The 18255-nt window shown below is 61.0% G+C and carries 17 protein-coding genes; 5 read left to right on the top strand and 12 right to left on the bottom strand.

Annotation, left to right across the window (positions count from 1 at the left end; all coding sequences use genetic code 11):
• The gene (locus tag BLR69_RS04245) at window positions 1-261 is read right to left on the bottom strand and encodes a hypothetical protein (protein WP_058424885.1); all 261 of its coding nucleotides are present in this window, start codon (window positions 259-261) and stop codon (window positions 1-3) included.
• Between the two features lie 344 nt (window positions 262-605).
• On the opposite strand from BLR69_RS04245, the gene BLR69_RS04250 reads away from it, so the two are divergent.
• Window positions 606-1931, top strand: a complete 1326-nt coding sequence (locus tag BLR69_RS04250) for a sigma-54 dependent transcriptional regulator (protein WP_071496023.1) — start codon at window positions 606-608, stop codon at window positions 1929-1931.
• Window positions 1932-2117: 186 nt separating this feature from the next.
• On the opposite strand, the gene BLR69_RS04255 is transcribed toward BLR69_RS04250, so the two are convergent.
• From BLR69_RS04255 to BLR69_RS04285, 7 genes are all read right to left on the bottom strand, one after another.
• Window positions 2118-3422 (bottom strand): hypothetical protein, encoded by a 1305-nt coding sequence (locus BLR69_RS04255; protein ID WP_071496022.1) that lies wholly within the window; start codon window positions 3420-3422, stop codon window positions 2118-2120.
• A 49-nt stretch (window positions 3423-3471) separates the two neighbouring features.
• On the bottom strand, window positions 3472-4215 hold the full coding sequence (locus BLR69_RS04260; RefSeq protein WP_071496021.1) for a hypothetical protein: 744 nt from the start codon (window positions 4213-4215) through the stop codon (window positions 3472-3474).
• 38 nt (window positions 4216-4253) lie between these two features.
• Window positions 4254-4934: a C39 family peptidase gene (locus tag BLR69_RS04265; protein ID WP_071496020.1), complete on the bottom strand. Its 681-nt coding sequence runs from the start codon at window positions 4932-4934 to the stop codon at window positions 4254-4256.
• 61 nt (window positions 4935-4995) lie between these two features.
• The gene (locus BLR69_RS04270; protein WP_071496019.1) at window positions 4996-5745 is read right to left on the bottom strand and encodes a hypothetical protein; all 750 of its coding nucleotides are present in this window, start codon (window positions 5743-5745) and stop codon (window positions 4996-4998) included.
• Window positions 5746-5812: 67 nt separating this feature from the next.
• Complete coding sequence (locus BLR69_RS04275; protein ID WP_071496018.1) at window positions 5813-6364, bottom strand: adhesin; 552 nt, start codon at window positions 6362-6364, stop codon at window positions 5813-5815.
• Window positions 6361-6822: a hypothetical protein gene (locus BLR69_RS04280; protein WP_058424878.1), complete on the bottom strand. Its 462-nt coding sequence runs from the start codon at window positions 6820-6822 to the stop codon at window positions 6361-6363. The genes BLR69_RS04275 and BLR69_RS04280 overlap by 4 nt, the downstream gene beginning before the upstream one ends.
• Window positions 6823-7152: 330 nt before the next feature.
• Entirely contained in the window at window positions 7153-8148 is a 996-nt protein-coding gene (locus tag BLR69_RS04285; RefSeq protein ID WP_071496017.1) for a FecR family protein, read from the bottom strand.
• A gap of 154 nt (window positions 8149-8302) precedes the next feature.
• Here BLR69_RS04285 and BLR69_RS04290 point away from each other — a divergent pair, with 154 nt between their 5' ends.
• A complete protein-coding gene (locus BLR69_RS04290; protein WP_071496016.1) occupies window positions 8303-8572 on the top strand; it encodes a PepSY domain-containing protein in 270 nt (89 codons plus the stop codon).
• An 18-nt stretch (window positions 8573-8590) separates the two neighbouring features.
• On the opposite strand, the gene BLR69_RS04295 is transcribed toward BLR69_RS04290, so the two are convergent.
• Window positions 8591-13747 carry a dermonecrotic toxin domain-containing protein gene (locus BLR69_RS04295; RefSeq protein ID WP_071496015.1) on the bottom strand — a complete coding sequence of 1719 codons (5157 nt, stop codon included), beginning with the start codon at window positions 13745-13747 and terminating at the stop codon, window positions 8591-8593.
• A gap of 189 nt (window positions 13748-13936) precedes the next feature.
• Here BLR69_RS04295 and BLR69_RS04300 point away from each other — a divergent pair, with 189 nt between their 5' ends.
• Window positions 13937-14965 (top strand): Ldh family oxidoreductase, encoded by a 1029-nt coding sequence (locus BLR69_RS04300; protein WP_071496014.1) that lies wholly within the window; start codon window positions 13937-13939, stop codon window positions 14963-14965.
• 37 nt (window positions 14966-15002) lie between these two features.
• On the opposite strand, the gene BLR69_RS04305 is transcribed toward BLR69_RS04300, so the two are convergent.
• Window positions 15003-15323, bottom strand: a complete 321-nt coding sequence (locus BLR69_RS04305; protein ID WP_032887039.1) for a DUF883 family protein — start codon at window positions 15321-15323, stop codon at window positions 15003-15005.
• Between the two features lie 163 nt (window positions 15324-15486).
• On the opposite strand from BLR69_RS04305, the gene BLR69_RS04310 reads away from it, so the two are divergent.
• Complete coding sequence (locus BLR69_RS04310; protein ID WP_058424873.1) at window positions 15487-15741, top strand: hypothetical protein; 255 nt, start codon at window positions 15487-15489, stop codon at window positions 15739-15741.
• Here BLR69_RS04310 and BLR69_RS04315 read toward each other — a convergent pair.
• Complete coding sequence (locus BLR69_RS04315; protein WP_071496047.1) at window positions 15713-16627, bottom strand: LysR family transcriptional regulator; 915 nt, start codon at window positions 16625-16627, stop codon at window positions 15713-15715. The genes BLR69_RS04310 and BLR69_RS04315 overlap by 29 nt on opposite strands.
• 206 nt (window positions 16628-16833) lie before the next feature.
• Here BLR69_RS04315 and BLR69_RS04325 point away from each other — a divergent pair, with 206 nt between their 5' ends.
• Window positions 16834-17760 (top strand): carbon-nitrogen hydrolase family protein, encoded by a 927-nt coding sequence (locus tag BLR69_RS04325; RefSeq protein WP_071496013.1) that lies wholly within the window; start codon window positions 16834-16836, stop codon window positions 17758-17760.
• 27 nt (window positions 17761-17787) lie between these two features.
• On the opposite strand, the gene BLR69_RS04330 is transcribed toward BLR69_RS04325, so the two are convergent.
• The gene (locus tag BLR69_RS04330) at window positions 17788-18249 is read right to left on the bottom strand and encodes an LEA type 2 family protein (RefSeq protein WP_071496012.1); all 462 of its coding nucleotides are present in this window, start codon (window positions 18247-18249) and stop codon (window positions 17788-17790) included.
• Window positions 18250-18255: the final 6 nt, after the last annotated feature.

The following is an 18255-nucleotide window of genomic DNA, read 5'->3' on the forward strand; positions in this document are numbered from 1 at the left end:
TTACTTCGGCATGGCCCAGGCTTGCAACTGATAGCCGCTCTTGTCCAACTCGGCACGCGCCTGCAACAGCAAGTCTTCAAGTTGTGCGGGGTTGGAATAAGTGCGCGCATCCAGTTGCCGGCTGCCGATACGGGTATTGGTGCGGTCGATGACGCTCAGGCTCAGGGCGCCATTGCCGTCATGCCAGGCCACGCACTGAAAGGGTTGGAAAGCACGGTCTGCGATCAAAAGAGCTTCGTTGATGCGGAGCGGGGCGTTCATGTGGGTCGTCTCTCTAAATGCCCATTCAAGTGATTGCCGTCGGTTGGGCTGACCGTGCGGCGGGTTACTTGTACTGATGCACGATGGCGGGGTACGGGTCACATGTTAGAGCAACTATTTTCAACTTTTAGTGATTGACGTCATGTAAGCGGCTGTTTTGAAAGCTGAATGAAAGTCTCGGCATAACCCAACTATTTCGGCAAAGGCGCGCAGAAGTGGCTTTTTGCCCCGACTTATAGCGAAACGGTACAAGCGGTGCGTCAAGACCTTGCTAGTGTTAGCCGCAGGCGTCACAAACCGTTGTTTCTAAATAACTTTAACAATTTTGACGCCAAGGAACAGTCATGGGTGTGCCCCCCGTTCAACGTCGGTTGCTAGTGGTTGATCCCTGTGACGATTGCCACGACCTGCTGCCCGGTTTGCGTACGGCCGGCTGGGCGGTCGACAGTTGCCCATTGGAGGCGGTTGGCGAGCGGTCCTGCGATGTCGGCCTGTTACGCCTGCAACCCTCCCACTTGGAGCGCCCCGAAGCAGTCAAGGAGTTGATCGGCCGCAGCGGCACCGAGTGGATTGCCGTCCTCAGCCCGGATGTACTGCGCCTGCAGAACGTGGGTGATTTTGTCTGCGAGTGGTTTTTCGACTTCCACACCTTGCCCTTCGACGTGGCCCGGGTGCAGGTCACCCTGGGCCGTGCCTTCGGCATGGCGCGCCTGCGCGGCAAGGGCCACACCCTGGTGGATGAGCCGGAGCATGAGCTGCTGGGTGACAGCCGGGCGATCCGTGAGCTGCGCAAACTACTATCAAAGCTGGCGCCCACCGAATCACCGGTGTTGATCCGTGGTGACAGCGGCACGGGTAAAGAGCTGGTGGCCAAGACGCTGCACCGCCAGTCCCAGCGGCATGCCAAGCCCTTTGTCGCGATCAACTGCGGGGCGATCCCGGAACACCTGATCCAATCCGAGTTGTTCGGCCATGAGAAGGGCGCGTTTACCGGCGCCCATCAGCGCAAGGTCGGGCGCATTGAAGCGGCCCACGGCGGCACGCTGTTCCTGGATGAGATCGGCGATTTGCCGATGGAGCTGCAAGCCAACCTGCTGCGCTTCCTTCAGGAAAAACAGATCGAGCGCGTCGGCGGCAGCCAGCCCATTCCCGTGGATGTGCGGGTGTTGGCCGCGACCCACGTCGACCTGGAGGCCGCAGTCGAAAGGGGAGCTTTTCGCGAAGACTTGTATTACCGGCTCAACGTCCTGCAAGTGGTGACGGCGCCGTTGCGTGAGCGTCATGGTGACGTGGCGATGCTGGCCAACCACTTTTCGCGCTTTTACAGCCAGGAGACGGGTCGCCGCCCACGCAGTTTCAGCGAGAGCGCCCTGGTGGCGATGGCAAAACACGGTTGGCCGGGCAATGTACGCGAGCTGGCCAACCGCGTGCGCCGTGGCCTGGTGCTGGCCGAAGGGCGCCAGATCGAGGCCGTTGATCTGGGATTGCAGGCCGAACAGGCAATTTCGCCGCCGATGGCTACACTGGAAGACTACAAGCACCGCGCCGAACGCCAGGCGCTGTGCGATGTGCTCGACCGGCACAGTGACAACCTGAGTGTCGCCGCCCGTGTGCTGGGTGTTTCCCGGCCCACCTTCTACCGGTTGCTGCACAAACACCAGATCCGCTAGGGCGGGTAAACCGAAAAGCCCCGCAACGACCCTTATCGTTGCGGGGCTTTTCCTTGTGTGCGGAAAACTGACTACTGTAGGAGCGAGCTTGCTCGCGAAGAACGCAAAGGCACCGCATCAATCCTGCTGCCGAGCGTAATCGTTGACGTTCTTCGCGGGCAAGCCCGCTCCTACAGGTGCGGCCGGTTAGAAGTAGTAAGGGAATTTCAGGCTAAACGTAAAGTCCGGCGCATCATCCGTCATCCCGATCGCCAGGTTCGGCACGATCGTCAGGTTATCCGACGCCGCAATGGTCATGCCCACGTTGAAGTAACCGGCGTTGGCATCGCTGGACACCACCGACTGCCAGTCACCACCGTTAGGCTTGAGCTTGCTCTTGCGTTGCACCAGGTCGGAGACCGAGAACGACATACTCATCTTCTCGTTCAGGGCGAACGCCACGCCCACACCGAGTTGGAAGCTGTCGCCCAGGCTGACCTTGCCGCCGACTTTCTGGTTGACGTCGCTGCTGATGTCGTCAAACGACTCTTGAAAGTTGTGGGTATAGGAGAACGAGCCAAACAGCACCGCAGGGTCGAACGTCTTGACCAGCGAGATACCTGGCGTAACCGACCAGACACCATTACCGGTGGGCAGGTTTTCCGGCACATACAGGTTGTCGTTGGCGGTTGACCTGACCAGCTTGATGCCAAACGGTTCTTTACCCGTTGGCGCCTTGACGCGCAGCGACACTACTGCATCCGGCAGGGTGGGGGTTTCGTCGAGGAACTTGTAGGCCACCCCGAAGTTGACGTCGCCAATGGTCGGGTCACGGCTCACCGATTCTTCCGAGGTGGCGTTGGCATTGTTGCCGGCGCCGCCCGACTGGTAGGTCGACTCGCGGTACACCACCGGCACGTTCACATCGAACTGCCAGCGGTTGTCAACGTTGTAGCGCCCCGTCAGGTCCAGGGTCCAGTTGTCCGACTTGATTCGGTCCAGGTTGATATTGCCCAGGAAGATCGAGTCCAGCGCCAGGAAACCGTTGAGCGTCAATTGGCGCGCATCGTAACGCGCATAGGTGATCCCGGTTTCAAAGCTGAATTTGCCGTTGCCGAAGAAGCCGCTGGCCTCGTTATAGAGGTTGCTCACGCTTTGCGCAGGCGCCGAATCGTCCTTGAGCGACTGCCCATAGGAGCTGCCGCCACCGCCCGCACCGCCGGAGGCCGCCGCCGCTCCCGTGCCTGCCACGGTGGCACCGCTGGCTTTCTGAAAGTCCGCCGGGGATTTGGCCAGGCGTTTGGGTGCTGGTGTCGCCGGCGTGTCCTCGACCTGGCGCACCCGTTGCTCCAACACCGCCAGGGCTTTTTGCTGCACTTCGTACCGCTGCTTGAGCTCCAGAAGTTCCTGTTTGAGGGTCTCGATATCGGCGTCTGGCGCGGCATACAACATGGATGCGGGCAAGAGCGTACTTAAACAGACCACCGCACGTAGCGATAACGATCGATGCATGAAATAAGCCGTCCTTTTCTAATGCGAAAGTGTCGAGGGTCAGCGTAGTTCAATAACCGAGAGTGCGTAGGCCTTTGAGTTGATCCAGGTTGCAGTTCAACGCGGGGTTGTTCAATCCGTTATTCATTACCACGTTGAGCTGGGTCATGTTGTTGACGAAGTTGCTTTTGCCGGTCAGTACCGTGCCTTGCAGCACCTGGCCGCCACCAATCTGCTGGAGGCTGTTGCCTTGGTTATGATTGGCCTGGATCGCCATCTGCAGGCCGCCATTGTTGGCCGATACGCTCACGCGGCCTGCCGCGCTGTCACCGGTGACAGTACCGCCGGCCACCAGCACCTGCCCCGACTGCGCGGCATTGGAAGGTGCAAAGCCGTTTTCAGTGACGTTGATCCCGACATTGTTGTAGGCGGTGTTTTTGTCGCCGGCAGCGCGTACGCTCTGGGTCACGCCTGTGCCGGTGCCCAGGCCAGCGCCCCCGGTGACGTTACCGGTGCCGGTGCTCGGGTTGGTGCCGTTACCGGTCGAACCGGTGGTCTGCACGTAGAACTGCGGCGTAATGGTCGATGAGTCGACTTGCATGCTGGCCTTGCCGGTGATGTTATCGCCCACGGCATTGGTCCAGGTGCTGCTCATGACAATACCGAAGCTGATGATCCGCCCCGGCATCACATAACGGCCGCGCAACTCGGCCATTTCCGAATCCTTGAGTTCGATCGGCTTGAATGCCGATGAAGCATAAGCGGGCATTGAGGCTGCCAGACACAAGACCGTCAGCCAACGGGAAGTGTTCATCTTCTGCTCCTGGAGCGTCCTGCCCCTTATTGCGCTTCTTAGAAGAAGTCGCTCTGGATGAAACCGAAATCCATCAGCTCGGCATCGCCTACGGGCCTGAACTCATTGACTTGGTTCTTGGCGGTCAGCGGTGTGGGCGGGTCGAGCAAGGCGTTGGCCTTGTCGTAGCCTTCACCCAGCACGGCGAACACGATGCCGTTCCAACCCTTGACGAAGTCGTCGCGCGAATAGCGCTTGTGGCCCAGCACCGGGTCGCCGATGTAGACCCAGTCCTTGTCGGCGCGTTGCAACACCACGAAGTGCTTGTAGCCACGAATCTCCAGCAGCACCACCACGGGGATTTTCACGGTCACCAGGGTGTCCGGCGAAATCTTGTAGCCCCTGGCCCGCATGCCGATGCTTTCGAGGTAGCGCTTCATGTCCAGCATGGAAAAACCCTGGGTGCGAACCAGGTCCTGGTCTGCATTGACCAGCATGCCTTTGATCACGTGGTCTTCATCGACGTCGAGCCAATAGCCCTGGCGCAGGATGGTTGCGAGTGCCGCGGCACCGCAGCTGAAATCGGTTTTCTGTTCCACCAGGTTGGCGAAGCGGCGTTCGCGGATGCTCTCGACCTTCTTGTAGATGACTGCGCCACCAGGCATGGCGGAAATCGCCATGGTGCCTGCCCAGGTCGGGCCGGTGAGCAGCATCAAGAGGGTGAGGGTCGCGAGGCGCATGATCGGCTGACCTAATGGACACTGGAATAAAAAAGGGCCTTGTTGCCAAGGCCCCGTTGGATCAGAAGCGCACGCCGCTGCCGCAAACGCTGCAGCCTTGGCCTACAGAGAGGCTGTTGCTGCCCTGGTTGCCGGCGCCGGATTGCAGGTTCACACCTACGTTGCCGGAGTTGCGGTTAACCGAATTGTCGAGGCTCGAGTTGTTGGAGACATACTGAGGTTTGCCGCCATAGCCATAGCCGTGGCTGGTAGCCGCCGTGTTGAGGTAGTTGTTGGCGAGCGAGTTTTGCTCGGTATTGGCGGCCGCTGCGATGTTTTTGCCATCAGCTGTGGTGATCGCCAGGTTGTTTTTGCCTTGGTTGCCTTGACCGGCTTGACCGTTGTAACCCACGTTGCCGGAGTTGCCGTTGATGCCGTTATCCACGGAGGCGTTGTTTTGAGTGCCCTTGTTGATGAAGTTGTTCAGCGCGCTGTTTTGGTTGACATCGACTACCGCGAAAACGGTAGCAAAGTCGCCCTTGGCGCTGGAGATCGCGCCAGAGTTGTCAGCTTGGTTGCCGCTGCCGGATTGAACGTTAACGCCGACGTTACCGCTGTTGCCGTTCACCGAGTTGTCGTTAGACGCGTTATTTTCGGTCTTGGTGTCATCGAACTTGTTGCCGATGCTGTTTTGTACGTCCGTAACCACGGAGGCAACCACACCGGTAGGTTGAGGCGCTGGATGCCAGCCGCCACCACCTGCTTGAGCTGCAGCAGCCATGAGTGCAGCGAGCGCGAAAACCATTGGTTTCAGAGCCATTTGAGGTTTCATGGTGTTTCTCCTTGCTTCTAATTAGTTGGTTAAGTGTTGGTACGGTCTAGCTAGTGCTACCAAGCTGTTACTTGATAGTGATGCCCAGGGTGTTAGCCACTCGGTTCCCCACCCCGGCACTCTGGTTCACCTGTATCACTCCTCGGCTGCCGGTGAAGGCCTGGTCGCTTGTGACGACCTGGCGGCTGCCAGTGGTGGGGGTGAGCCCTGAGTCGGTTGCCAGCGTCGTCGTGTTCTGTTGCAACAGGACGCTGTCGTCGATGGCTTGCGGGCCAGGATTGACGCTGATCCGCACGGCATTGACTAATTGGTTATTGGCCCCGGCGGACTGGTTGACGCCCAACATGCCGTTGCCATTGGTAAAAGAAGTGCCCTCGATCGCCGCCTTGGCGTTCAGGGCAGGATCGACCTTGCCGTCCATCCTCTGGATATTGCCGGTGGTGGCCTGGCCGCCCAGCGTGACAGCGCGGTTGTTCGCCGTTTGCTGCTGGTTGCCCGCCGCCTGGTTGATCATCAGGTTGCCGGTGTAGTCCTTGCCGCTGTTGTTGATCACGGCGCTGTTGTCGGCCAGGGCCACGGCGCTGCCCAGCATGGCCAGAATGAACAGGGAGCGTTTCATGGTTTGCCCCCCAGCATGCCGCCCAAATTGTTCAGGGGCGCCATGCCGCGCTGAATCGAATCGCTGATCTGCCCACCCATGCTGCCGCTGCCGCCCGAGCGGCTGGCTGCTGCGCCTGCTCCCAGCGTGGACATGCCGTTTTGCGTGGCACTCAAGCCGGTGAGGTTGCTGTTGGGCTGGAGGGCGGTGCGAGTGATGCCCAGGCCACTGCTGACGCCGCCGAAGTCACGGTCGCTCAACTCGCCCGACAGGGCGCTGTTGATTTCTCGGCTGGGATTGGCGTTGGCGGTCTGGGGGTAAGGATCCGGGCCAAAGGACGAGCGGCCATACATATGGCCCTGTACGTCGCGGCCCGTCACGATCACACCGTCACCTGCCAGGGCTGGAAGACTGATACTGGCGCTGAGTACACAGCTGGCCAGCAGTACGTTCATCGAACCTTGAGTGAGTGTGATCACGGCGGCATTCCTTATTCTTCACGCTGACCCTAAACAGCGTTGTCAGGGAAAGAGCAGAAGCCGTGCCGCTTTTGATTTATTACTGTTTTTCAAAGGCTTGCGATAACTGCAAGGCAAAATGATGGCCGTGCTGTATCAGCCATGAGACAACCGCCATCAAAGCCCCGGCTCTCCAGCCACTGCACAACCGCTTCACCCCGTTGTATCAGCGCTGTAACACCGTGCATGACGAAACGATGAATCCGCTGTGCACGGGCGATCCAGGGACGGTGTGTGTAAAAAAAATGGACAGTGCGGGCGCAACGAAGCCTAAAGCACGACGCAACAGGCTCAGCCTTTGGGGGCTTTACGCGGAATGGAATTGAGGACGGGATTGCCGTCCTGGTTCTGGGTCAGGTAGACCGGCAAAACCTTGGGCAGGGAGGGGATGAGGTTGCTGACCTCGTTGATGTTGTAGATGCCACCGATGCGAATCGCCCCGGTGCTGGCGTCGGCCAGCATCGCCGGTTTGCTGAGGTAGCGGTTGATCAGCGGCAACGCATCGGCCAGGGCCAGGTTGTCGAGGATCAGCTTGCCCTGGCGCCAGGCCAGTGCTGTGTCGTTGGGGCTGATCGCCTGCACACGGGGCGTGGCATCGCCCTGTTGATAGCTGGCCTGCATGCCAGGGGTGAGGGGGACGCTGCCGTGCACCTGGTCGCTGCTGATCTGCACCGAGCCTTCAAGCAGCATCACCCGCACCTGGTCTTCATATTTCCAGACGTTGAACTGGGTACCCGTCACGCGCACCTGGCCCGCGCCGGCGTGCACGACAAACGGGTGCGCACTGTCATGGCTGACCTTGAAGAACGCCTCGCCCTTGTTCAGGGTGACGCGGCGCTGGTCCTTGTAGTTGCTGTAGACCAGTTCGGTGCCCAGGTTGAGTTCCACCTGGCTGCCGTCGCCGAGCGTCACTTGGCGCAGGCCTTTGGCAGCATCGAACCGTTCATAGGAACTCGGCAGCCAGCCGGCTTGCCAGCCGGTAAAGGCGGCGAGGGGCAGTGCGGCCAGGCAGATAGCCGCTGCCACCGCATAGGTGCGCAAACGGCTGCGCGGTTTGAATGGCACCACCACCGGCGCTGTGTCGCTGCGCGGCAGGTGGTCGGCGACGTCCCAGATCTCCAGCATCGCCGCGTATTCAAAGGCGTGCAGGGGGTGCGAATCATGCCACTGGGCAAAGGCCTGACGTTCGCCGGGCGTGCAATCGCTCGCATGCAGGCGCATGCACCAATGCGCGGCGGCGTCGGTGATAGCGTCATATTCGGCTTCTGAAAGGGCTTTTTCGCTCATTAACTCGTCCTGATTTCGCACATTCTAACCTCCTGGAAGGGACGGCGAGAACAGCCATCATGGCGATTGCACATCAATTGGAACTTATTCTCGTTTGGATGCGCCTAAAAATTTCAGGACACGTGTCAGTCATTACCACCAATGGAGTACGAAAATGCTGAAGAAAACATTAATCGCCCTGTGTGCAACCTCCGCATTGCTCAGCGCCGGCGCCGCCATGGCCGACCGCCCGGGCGCCGGTTGGATCACCATTGAAAAAGCCATCGAGGTGGCCAAGACCAAGGCCGGTTACGTCGAGGTCTACGGCGCCGAAGCCGATGATAACGGCTATTGGGAAGTCAAGGGCCGCAAGGCGGATGGCGTGGTGTACGAAGCCCGCATAGATGGGGCTTCGAGCAACGTCATTCGCGATCAGAAAGACTGATATCCACCCGGGGGCTGCTCAGGCTCCCGGGTCCAGTTCTCGACCCAGGTGAGTGATCATGTAGGCGATTGAATCGGCGTTGGCCAGGATGATGTTGATGCGTTTGCTGTCGTCACTCATGAATACCTGGCGCGCATCGTCGAGTGTCTTGGCGCCGGTGATGTTCAACACCCGGGTGCGTGCGGTCCGGGAGGCGTGGCGTCTGCCCAGTTCTTCGAATTGCTGCGCGTAATCGTCCCAGACCTTGAACAAGATGACGCCGGGTGTCTGGGTAGACAGGGCGTTCAAGCGCAAATGATCCAGTTCGGCATGGAGTTGCCTGCCACGCGGGGATTGCACATTGATCAGGTCGGTAAACGGCCGCATGCTGTCCAGGTAGGCCAAGTCTTCAGAGTCAGACACCAGGTGGGTCAACTCGTGGATCAAGGTCGTGGCGCGTGCGTGGGCCATGATGTTGAACGGCGCATTCAGGCGGTTCTGGTACATGTCCAGATCAGGGGCAAAAAAACGGTCGAGCAAATAGATTTTTTTGTCGATGTCGTCGGGCAGGGTGAAGGCAATCAAGTGTTCCGGGCTGTAGCGCGCGGTCCCCGTGACAAAGCGTATCGAGTCAGGATTGATCAACGTGGGGTTCACCAGTTCGTTCAACACCTCATCGATCCGTGTTTCCACTTTGCCGACGTGATCGGGCGTCAAGGCATGAACCCCGAACAGCTCGGTAAAAAAGCGGCCCAACCGGCTCAGCGGGTCGCGCGTGAGCGCGAAGTTGAGGATGTTGCGTTTGCAGGTCACCGCGTAGTACGTGGTGACGTTGAGCGCCTCGTTGATGCACTGGGCTTTCCAACTGGACAGTGCGGCGATCTGCGTCATGCCGACCGCTTCGATATTGATCGAGCCCCATTCCCCCATGCGAGTCGCGGCCCGGCCGGCAAACCGCGACATCGATTTGCCGAAACGAGGATCACGGTTTCGCAAATCCAGCACCCATTGTTTGGACGGCGTAAGCGCCAGCCCAGGCCCTGACTCTTCATCGCGGTGGATACGCCAGTGGGTACCGGCGTTTCGCGCCGGGTAGACTTTGCCTGCCACCGGCACGTAGTCCCGGCCAGTGTCCACATCGTGATAGACCTGGGTCTTGGGGTCGTGCCTCAGGTCCGTCAGGGCGACTTCGTGTTGTTCGAACGCCAGCAGGTGGGTGCGCTGCGGGGCGGTGATATCCAGCGTGGCGAGGGTGGTAGTCGCAGAGGCCTGCGTCCAGTCATTGTCATCAAAGGTGGTCGCAGGTTCACTGTCCGGGTATAGCCGGTTGAGCGCCTTGCGCAAGGACGCCAATTCGGCCACGCCGCCGACAAAGGTCCTGAGTGCCTCGCCCCAGCGATGTTGTTGCAAGTGTTCACTCGAGGCCTTGAACAGCTTGTAGCTGCGCCACACCACCAATGGGTACGCGAGCTTGCCGGCCATGAAGGTCAGCGCATTCGGAACCCCCTTGTGCAGCAGGCGACCGACCACTCCCCATTGCGCCGCGCCTTGCTTGTCGAATTGACAGGCGAGCATTTTCGTCAGCAGTACGACGTTGTCCTTGAACAGGCGCATGAGAATATTGCCCAGGATGCGAGCAGACCCCAGCCGAATGTCCGCCGTGTCGCGCCGATGCTGCGCCAGCAGGTTTCGGTAGGTGGCCTGGTGCGGCGGGTCCAACTGTTGGAGAACCCATTCCTGCAAGTGCCCTGGGGTGGTGAGTTCACTCAGCAAGTCTTCTTCCCGAGCGTACTCGCGCAGTACATGGTGCGGGCTGTAGGGCGCGTATAACACCCAGGGGCCTGTGGCATTGGTCTGCGGCCCGATCAGGTAGACACCCTGCACCTCGGCCACCGACGCGCCGGCCGTGGCGACCAGTCGCAAGGGGCGAATGCACGCTGTCACGCCACTGACTTGCGCACGGGCGACCGCGTCGGGCATGTCGAAGACCTGTTGGATAAACCCCCAGGCGGTGGCGGAAATCCGTTCTTCGAGCTTCTCCTCGTGGGCGTATTGCAGCAACTGCCAGGGCAGCTGCCGGCAGTAGCGTTGCCGGCGTGTTTGTGCGTCTTTGTCCGTGGCCTGCAGATGGGTGGTCAGCCACGTCTGATACACCGATTTGAGATCCAACTGCTGCACCAGTTGTACCACCGCTGTGCCGTCCAGCGTCGCGGGCAAGGGTGTCGCGGTGCGCGAGCGTGGATGGATTTCATCGGCCTGCAGGTCGGGCAGGTGACGCTGGGCAAAGTCGGTCAGGCTCTGGGTGTTGCCGTTCAGCGCCTTGCGGATCGGGACCAGGATGTCGTCGGGGTGCAGTCCCAGGCCTGGGAAACGTGCTTCCAGCAGCGTGACCAATGCAGCGCTGACCTGCTCGTTCAGCGGTGTGATGCCGTGCAGGTAATCCTGTTCATCCGGTGCGCTGACGCGATATTGCTCAAGCAATTCGGCGTGCAGGATCTGCTCATCGGGCGCCGCCATCCCCAGCCACACCGGCAGCGCCTGCTGGTTGGCCATGGCCCGTGCCAGTTGTATGGCCCTGGGCAGGTTGGTGGGCAGCGCCTGCTGCATTACCACGTCCAGATAGTCCTGCAGGCGCCGCGCCCCAAGGTTCATCGCCAGCACCGCATCGACGTTATCGGTGAGGGTGTCGGTATGGCTTTGCAGGCGGTTGTCCAGCAGGTCGTCGTCGATACGTTGCAGTGGGCCAAGGGTGTAGGCCTGGTGCGGCGTGCGCAGGCGATTCGGCAGGTTTTCCAGGAAGGGCAGGCGTTGGATGGTGTCTTGCAGGCGTTTTTGCAAGGTTTCGCGCAGGTGCTGTATGGAGTTGAACACTTCATGACCGCGGCGGGGCGTCCACAGCACCGCCTGGCCGGAGCGCTGCGGGTCGGTGCCGCCGCGTTCGGTCAGCACCAGGCAGTTGGCCAACGGCTGCGGGGGGGAGTCGGCATCAACCATCAGCGTCAGCCCGTAGGCGTCTGGCAGAAAGCCATTCAAGGCGTGGCGCTTCACCCGCTCCAGGCTGTCGGGGCGCAACACCGTGTCGAGCATTTCCTGGCCACGCTGCCTGAGGGTGTTGTCCAACCGGCGCAGTTCTGCCTCGCTGCGCAGCCCGAGCATCAGGGCGTGCCGCAGGTGAGCGCGATGACTGTTGAGGAACATCTGCGGGAGTGGGCGTACATCATGGTTGGCGAAGGTCACCATCGCGCTGTCGATGATTGTGTTGAAGGTTGTCGTGGTCAGGCTGTTCAACTGCTCAGCGATACCGCTGCGGGGTGCGCTGTAGAACCCGACAGTGGCCGATTCGGGGACCGAAACGGCTTCCTGCGCCAGGCGCTCGATGAAGTGCTCGACCATATTCAATGAGCGCAGGGGAGCACGTTCTTCGCGCGGTTGTGCGGTGGTCGCGTAGGTATTGATATTCACCCCGTCGGCCATCAACGGAAGTTGGTGTTTATCCAGCTCCGCATTCAGCGCATGGGCTGCCAACCGTCTGAGTGTCGGATGCGCCGCACGGTCCGAGGCCAGTGCCTGTTCAACTGTGTTCAACTGCTGCCAGTGTTGTTTGGCGCGTTCGGCCTGCACCGTGGATGGGCGCCCATTGCTGCTGGTAATGGGGTGCAGGCTCCAGCGCCCGCCGGCGTCCTGCGTGTGCAGGCGATGGTCGATCAGGCCGCGTACATCCAGGGCGCAGTCCAGCAGTGCTTCCAGGTTCACCTGGCCGTCGCTGCGACGGTACAGGCCCAAGGCGTACTCCATGTTGCTCAGTTGCTTGGCCGTAATGTCCTCGGCCAGCTCAGTGAAAATATCGCCGGATATGGGCACCCCGATGATCTGCAGCGGGTCAAGGCCGAGCAGCACATTGCGTTCATCCAGGGACAGGAAATTGAGTAACTCGTCCTCATGCCCGCTGGCCTTGAGCATGCTGATCAAGGTGGCGTTCAGATCCTCCATGTTCTTGAGCACCTGCAAGCCGCGGGTCTGGGTGTACAGGTAGGCGTGGCTATTGCTGATCATCAGTGTGCCAGCCAGGTCGACATAGTGCTGGGAGGGCGCGCTGACGCGGATCTTTTCGACGCGCAGGTTCTCGGCATGGGCGGTGCGCGCTGCCGCGTCCGGGAGAAACATGGCCAGCAATTGCTGGCTGTCTTCGGCGCTCAGGATGCCTTGTTGGCGCTTGAGCAACAGGTCGGCGCGGAACGTGTCACTGAGGGTCTGGGCCACCAGCCCCAAGCGGGAACGGTCGCTGTTGAAGTCTTCGTTCCAGTAGGTCTGCAACAGGCTGCCGAGTAGTTTCGACAGGATGCCCGCGGTCTGCTCCACCACGCTTTCCCAGCGACGCTGATCCTCGGCCACCTGGGTCGGCGTCCAGCCCGAAGTGACCTGTTTGGGATGGGTAAAGGTGCGCGTCTGCCCGATGGGCCAGGTCTGTTTCAAGTAATAGTGCAGCAAGGCCTCGCTCAACGGCACGGAGGCCAGCCATTGCGGGTCGGCAGTAGGCGCTATGTAACTGAGCGCAAAGCTGTTCATGCGTGTATCGCGGTGATCGAGGCTGGGGAAGTAGGCGCGCGCCATGACGGCCAGGGACGTGTCGAGCATCGTTGACAGCCCGGGAATACGGCGCAATTGGTCGAGCATGCCTTGCACGTTGTGCAATTGGGCGTGCTGGATCGCCTGCTCCTGATGTTCCATCACCGGGCCTTCAATGGCCTGTGCCGCCACGGTCGGTGCTTTGGCAGCGTCCAGGGTTGCGCGCTGGGCAATCGACAGCAAGCGCAGCAAGTCGACGCGCCGGGAGCGGTCCTTCAGGCGCTCGGTGATCTCGGTGAGCAAGTCGGCGCGGCTGTCGAACACTTCCAGGCCGTCATAGGGCGTATAGAGCAGTGCCTTTTGCCCGTCGGGGCTGGGGCTCATGATGAAGGCCCCTGCGAGGGGAATGTCCGGTTTCTGCTTCACTTCCAGCAGCAGGCTTTCCACGACCATGGGCGCTTCCTGGTGCACCGGGTTTCGGCGTGCGTGGTCGGTCGCGTAATACAGGCGATGCAGCCAGTCCAGGTCCTTGACGGTCAACCCCAGCGCACGTTCTCGCGGTGTGGGTTCGTCTCGTTTTATGGGCAGCAGGAATTCATCGAAGAAGTAGGGAGGGGTGACCCGGGCCATTGCATACTCACCGTCATTGTATGAAGGCCTCAGGGTAAGGACGGCCGGTTCGGGCTCGGCGGTAAATAAGTGCAGCGGTGGGGGCCGATGCACAAACAGACGTTGACAGCATGCGCGGGCCGCGTTGTTTAATCGTGGGCCTGGATTTCACGCTGGTTGCCCCTTCCAATCATAAAATCGGAGCTTCAGATGTCACAGGTCCATGAGCAGGCTACGGCCCGCATCGGCTTTACCGAACTGGTGGCGTTGCTTCATCAGGTCTTCGTGAACCATGGCACCTCCCCCGAGGTGGCCGCGATCCTGGCGCACAACTGCGCCAGTGCCGAGCGCGATGGCGCCCATAGCCATGGGGTGTTCCGTATTCCCGGTTACCTCAGCACCCTGGCCAGCGGCTGGGTGGATGGCAAGGCGGTGCCGGTGGTCACGGATGTCGCCTCAGGGTTTGTTCGCGTGGACGCCGCCAACGGCTTTGCCCAACCGGCGCTCGAAGCCGCCCGCGCGCTGCTGGTGGAGAAAGCCCGCAGTGCTGGCATTGCGCTGATGGCGATCCATAATTCCCACCACTTCGCCGCCCTGTGGCCGGATGTCGAGCCGTTCGCCGAAGAAGGCCTGGTGGCCCTGAGCGTGGTCAACAGCATGACCTGTGTGGTGCCCCATGGCGCCGACCGCCCGTTGTTCGGCACCAACCCCATCGCCTTTGCCGCACCCCGCGCCGATGGCTTGCCGATTGTATTTGACCTAGCCACCAGCGCCATTGCCCACGGTGATGTACAGATCGCCGCGCGTAAAGGCGAGCGCCTGCCGCCGGGCATGGGGGTTGACAGCCTGGGCCAGCCGACCCAGGACCCCAAGGCGATCCTGGAAGGTGGCGCACTCCTGCCGTTTGGCGGGCACAAGGGCTCGGCGCTGTCGATGATGGTCGAGTTGCTGGCAGCGGCGTTGACCGGCGGCAATTTCTCCTTCGAATTCAATTGGGCCGATCACCCGGGCGCACGCACACCCTGGACCGGCCAGTTGCTGATCGTGATCGACCCGAGCAAGACCGCCGGGCAAGCGTTCGCCGAGCGCAGCCAGGAACTGGTGCGGCAGATGCATGCGGTGGGTTTGCGGCGGTTGCCGGGGGATCGGCGCCATCGCACACGGGCGAAGTCGCAGGAGCAGGGGATCGAGATCGATCGCAAAGAGCTGGAACACTTGCAGGAGATCGCGGGACTTTAAACAGGGCTGCGCCGCTGGCGCAGCCCGTCTTGCTTGCTTAGTTGCGGCGACCGAGCAGCAGGCCGACCACCAGGCCAAAACCTGCGGAAATCGCCACGGTCTGCCATGGGTGGCCACCGATGTAGGTCTCGGTGGCGTCCACCACCGGCTTGCTGCGTTCGCGCACATTGGACACCGAGTCCAGGGCTTGCTTGAGCTTGATGGCGACCTGCTCACGCAGGGTTTCGCCTTCTTCGCCCACCAGGGCGGCGCTGCTTTTGAGCAGTTTGTCTGACTCTTCGATCAGCGCGGTCAGTTCGCTGAAGGCTTGGTCCTTGATTTGGTCTTCGACGGCTTGGGCAGCGGTTTTGCGGGCCATTGTGTGACTCCTTGCGAGTGAATGTGACAGTGAACAATGGAGTATCGGCCAGCGGCAAAAGTTGCAGTTTTTTTGCCGCTGCCTGTTCTTGAGCAAAATCCGGATCAGGAAATTTCGACCTACAGTGTAAGATGTCGCCTATTTGTGCAGCAGGTAAATCAACATGAGCTTCAATCTCGCCAACAAGACCCTCGCCGAACGCGCCGAGCTGGAAGATGAAAAGTCCCGCCTCTACGACCTGTGGCAGACCAACCTGGGCAAGGCCAAGGGCGAAGCCGCACGCTTGTTCGGCGAGCGCGCCAAGCGCAAGGGCAAGTGGGCCGAATGGGTCCGCGCAGAGCTCGACGGCATGTCGCCGCCGGAGTTCTCCAACATGGTGCGCAGCGAAGTCAACAAGCTGATGGCGGCCAACAAGTAAAGCTTGCGACGATCGCTTCACGCACTTTCAGCAACAACGGATCAAGCTGCGCCTGGGTACGCCAGCCCAGCTCCACCGGGTAGCGCGGCAGTGCCAGCGGGCAGGGCAACACGCGCAGGCCGGTCATCTCTGCAATGGCCTGTGCCGCATGCCCCGGAATGGTGGCTACCGCTTGGCTGCCCTTGAGCAAAAAGGGCAGCGCGGCAAAGTGGCTGGTCGACGCACACACCTGGCGGCTCAGGCCCTGCGCCGCCAAGCCTTCATCGGTGATGCCGATAAACCCGCCTGACGACACCAGAATGTGCTCGCGCGTGACGAACTCGTCCAGGCTGATGTGTGCCTGGTCCGAATCGATCAGGCAGCGGTAATCACCTTCTCCCAGCACCTGGCGGCTCAGCCTGCCCTGGGCAAAACCGCCGGCGGTAATAGCCAGGTCCAGGGTGCGGTCGAGCAGGGCACCGGCGACGATCTGGCTGTGGGTCTGACGGAAAATCACCCGCAATTTGGGCGCACGCTGTGCAATCGCTTGTATAAGACGGCGGCCATAGGCCAGCTCGAAATCATCGGATAACCCAAGCACCACCGAGCGGCCCTGATACTGCTGGTTATCCGGATTGACCATTGCCAGGCTCTGCCGACAGCGGTCCAGCGCCTCACTGATCACCGGCTTCAACTGGTTGGCCCGCAACGTCGGCGCCAGGCCGCGCCCGGTACGCACGAACAGTTGATCGCCATACACCTCGCGCAAGCGCCGCAACCCCGCGCTGATCGCCGATTGCGTGACGCCCAGGCGCAAGGCTGCGCGACTGGCGCTGGATTCGTCGTGCAGGGCTTCGAAGGTTTTCAGCAGGTTGAGATCGACCTGGGCGATATTCATTTGGCTCATATCATTCAGCATTGAAGTGGGCTTTATTCATGATCGAGGCTGGCGGGAGAATGGGCAACCCCGATCTTCCTGTAGGAGCGAGCTTGCTCGCGAAGACCGCGCAGGCGCCGCGTTTATCCAGGATGCACGCGTTGTCGTTGACGTTCTTCGCGAGCAAGCTCGCTCCTATAGGGGATTGCTCAAGCCCGACTGATGGAGTGAACCGGATGCCCATGTCTACTGTTGCCGCTTTGCAGATTGGCTCCTTGCCTGGCGGCAAGGCCGAAACCCTGGCGCAAATCCTGAGTTATGAGGACGCGATCCTGCGCAGCGGCGCGCAATTGGTGGTGATGCCTGAAGCGCTGCTGGGTGGTTATCCCAAAGGTGAGGCCTTCGGCACACAGTTGGGTTATCGCCTGCCGGAAGGCCGCGAAGCCTTTGCCCGTTATTTTGCCAATGCCATCGATGTACCGGGCGCGGAAACCGAGGTGCTGGCCGGCCTGTCGGCGCGTACCGGTGCCAGCCTGGTACTTGGTGTGATCGAGCGCAGCGGCAGCACCCTGTATTGCACCGTGCTGTATTTCGAACCGGCGGGCGGCCTGGTAACCAAGCACCGCAAGCTGATGCCCACCGGTACCGAACGGCTGATCTGGGGCAAGGGCGACGGCTCGACCCTGCCGGTGATCGACACCGCAGTGGGCCGGGTCGGTGGAGCAGTGTGCTGGGAAAACATGATGCCGTTGTTGCGCACGGCGATGTATGCCAAGGGCGTTGAAGTGTGGTGCGCGCCGACGGTGGATGAGCGCGAGATGTGGCAGGTAAGCATGCGCCATGTGGCGCATGAAGGGCGTTGCTTTGTGGTCAGTGCCTGTCAGGTGCAGGCTTCGCCCGGGGCGTTGGGCATCGAGGTGGCCAACTGGCCTTCGGAGCGCCCGTTGATTGCGGGCGGCAGCGTGATTGTCGGGCCGATGGGCGACATTCTCGCCGGGCCGCTGCTGGGCGAAGCCGGGCTGCTGACGGCGCAAATCAATACGGATGATTTGGTACGCGCGCGGTATGACTATGACGTGGTGGGCCACTACGCCCGGCCGGATGTCTTCGAATTGGTAGTGGACGAACGCGCCAAGCCAGGTGTGCGCTACCTGACGGATTGAGCAGAATCCTGTGGGGAGCCGTGTCGATTACCAAGTGGCGGTATTGGGCAAGTCCAGCGTGCCACGGTCCACAAAGCGCATCGTGCCGAACAGCCCACCCGCCAGCTTGCCCCGCAGCACGTAGGGCAGGTTGTTCAGGCTCTGGGTCTGGCTCAGGCCCAGGGTCTGACGCAATACGGAAAATGCCGAAACACTCACCGGCACCATCAGGACGGTCTCGGAAAAACGTGGGATGGAGCCCCTCTGGTCACTCACCCCCGACGCCAACGGCCGGCCATTGACCTCCAGGTCCAGGGCTACGCCGTTGTAGTCGATCGCCGTTTCATTGGGGTTCTGCACCCGCAGCTTCACGGCGAAGCGCACTTCCAGGTCCTGGCTTTGCAGCGGCTCGATGCCCACCACATTGATGTTCACCGGATCACGGTTGGGGAACAGCGCACAGGCGCTCAAGGTCAGCAACAACAGCGATACAACCATGAGCCTGCGCATACAAAG

The organism is Pseudomonas azotoformans (genome assembly GCF_900103345.1).
Classification (GTDB): Bacteria; Pseudomonadota; Gammaproteobacteria; order Pseudomonadales; family Pseudomonadaceae; genus Aquipseudomonas; species Aquipseudomonas azotoformans.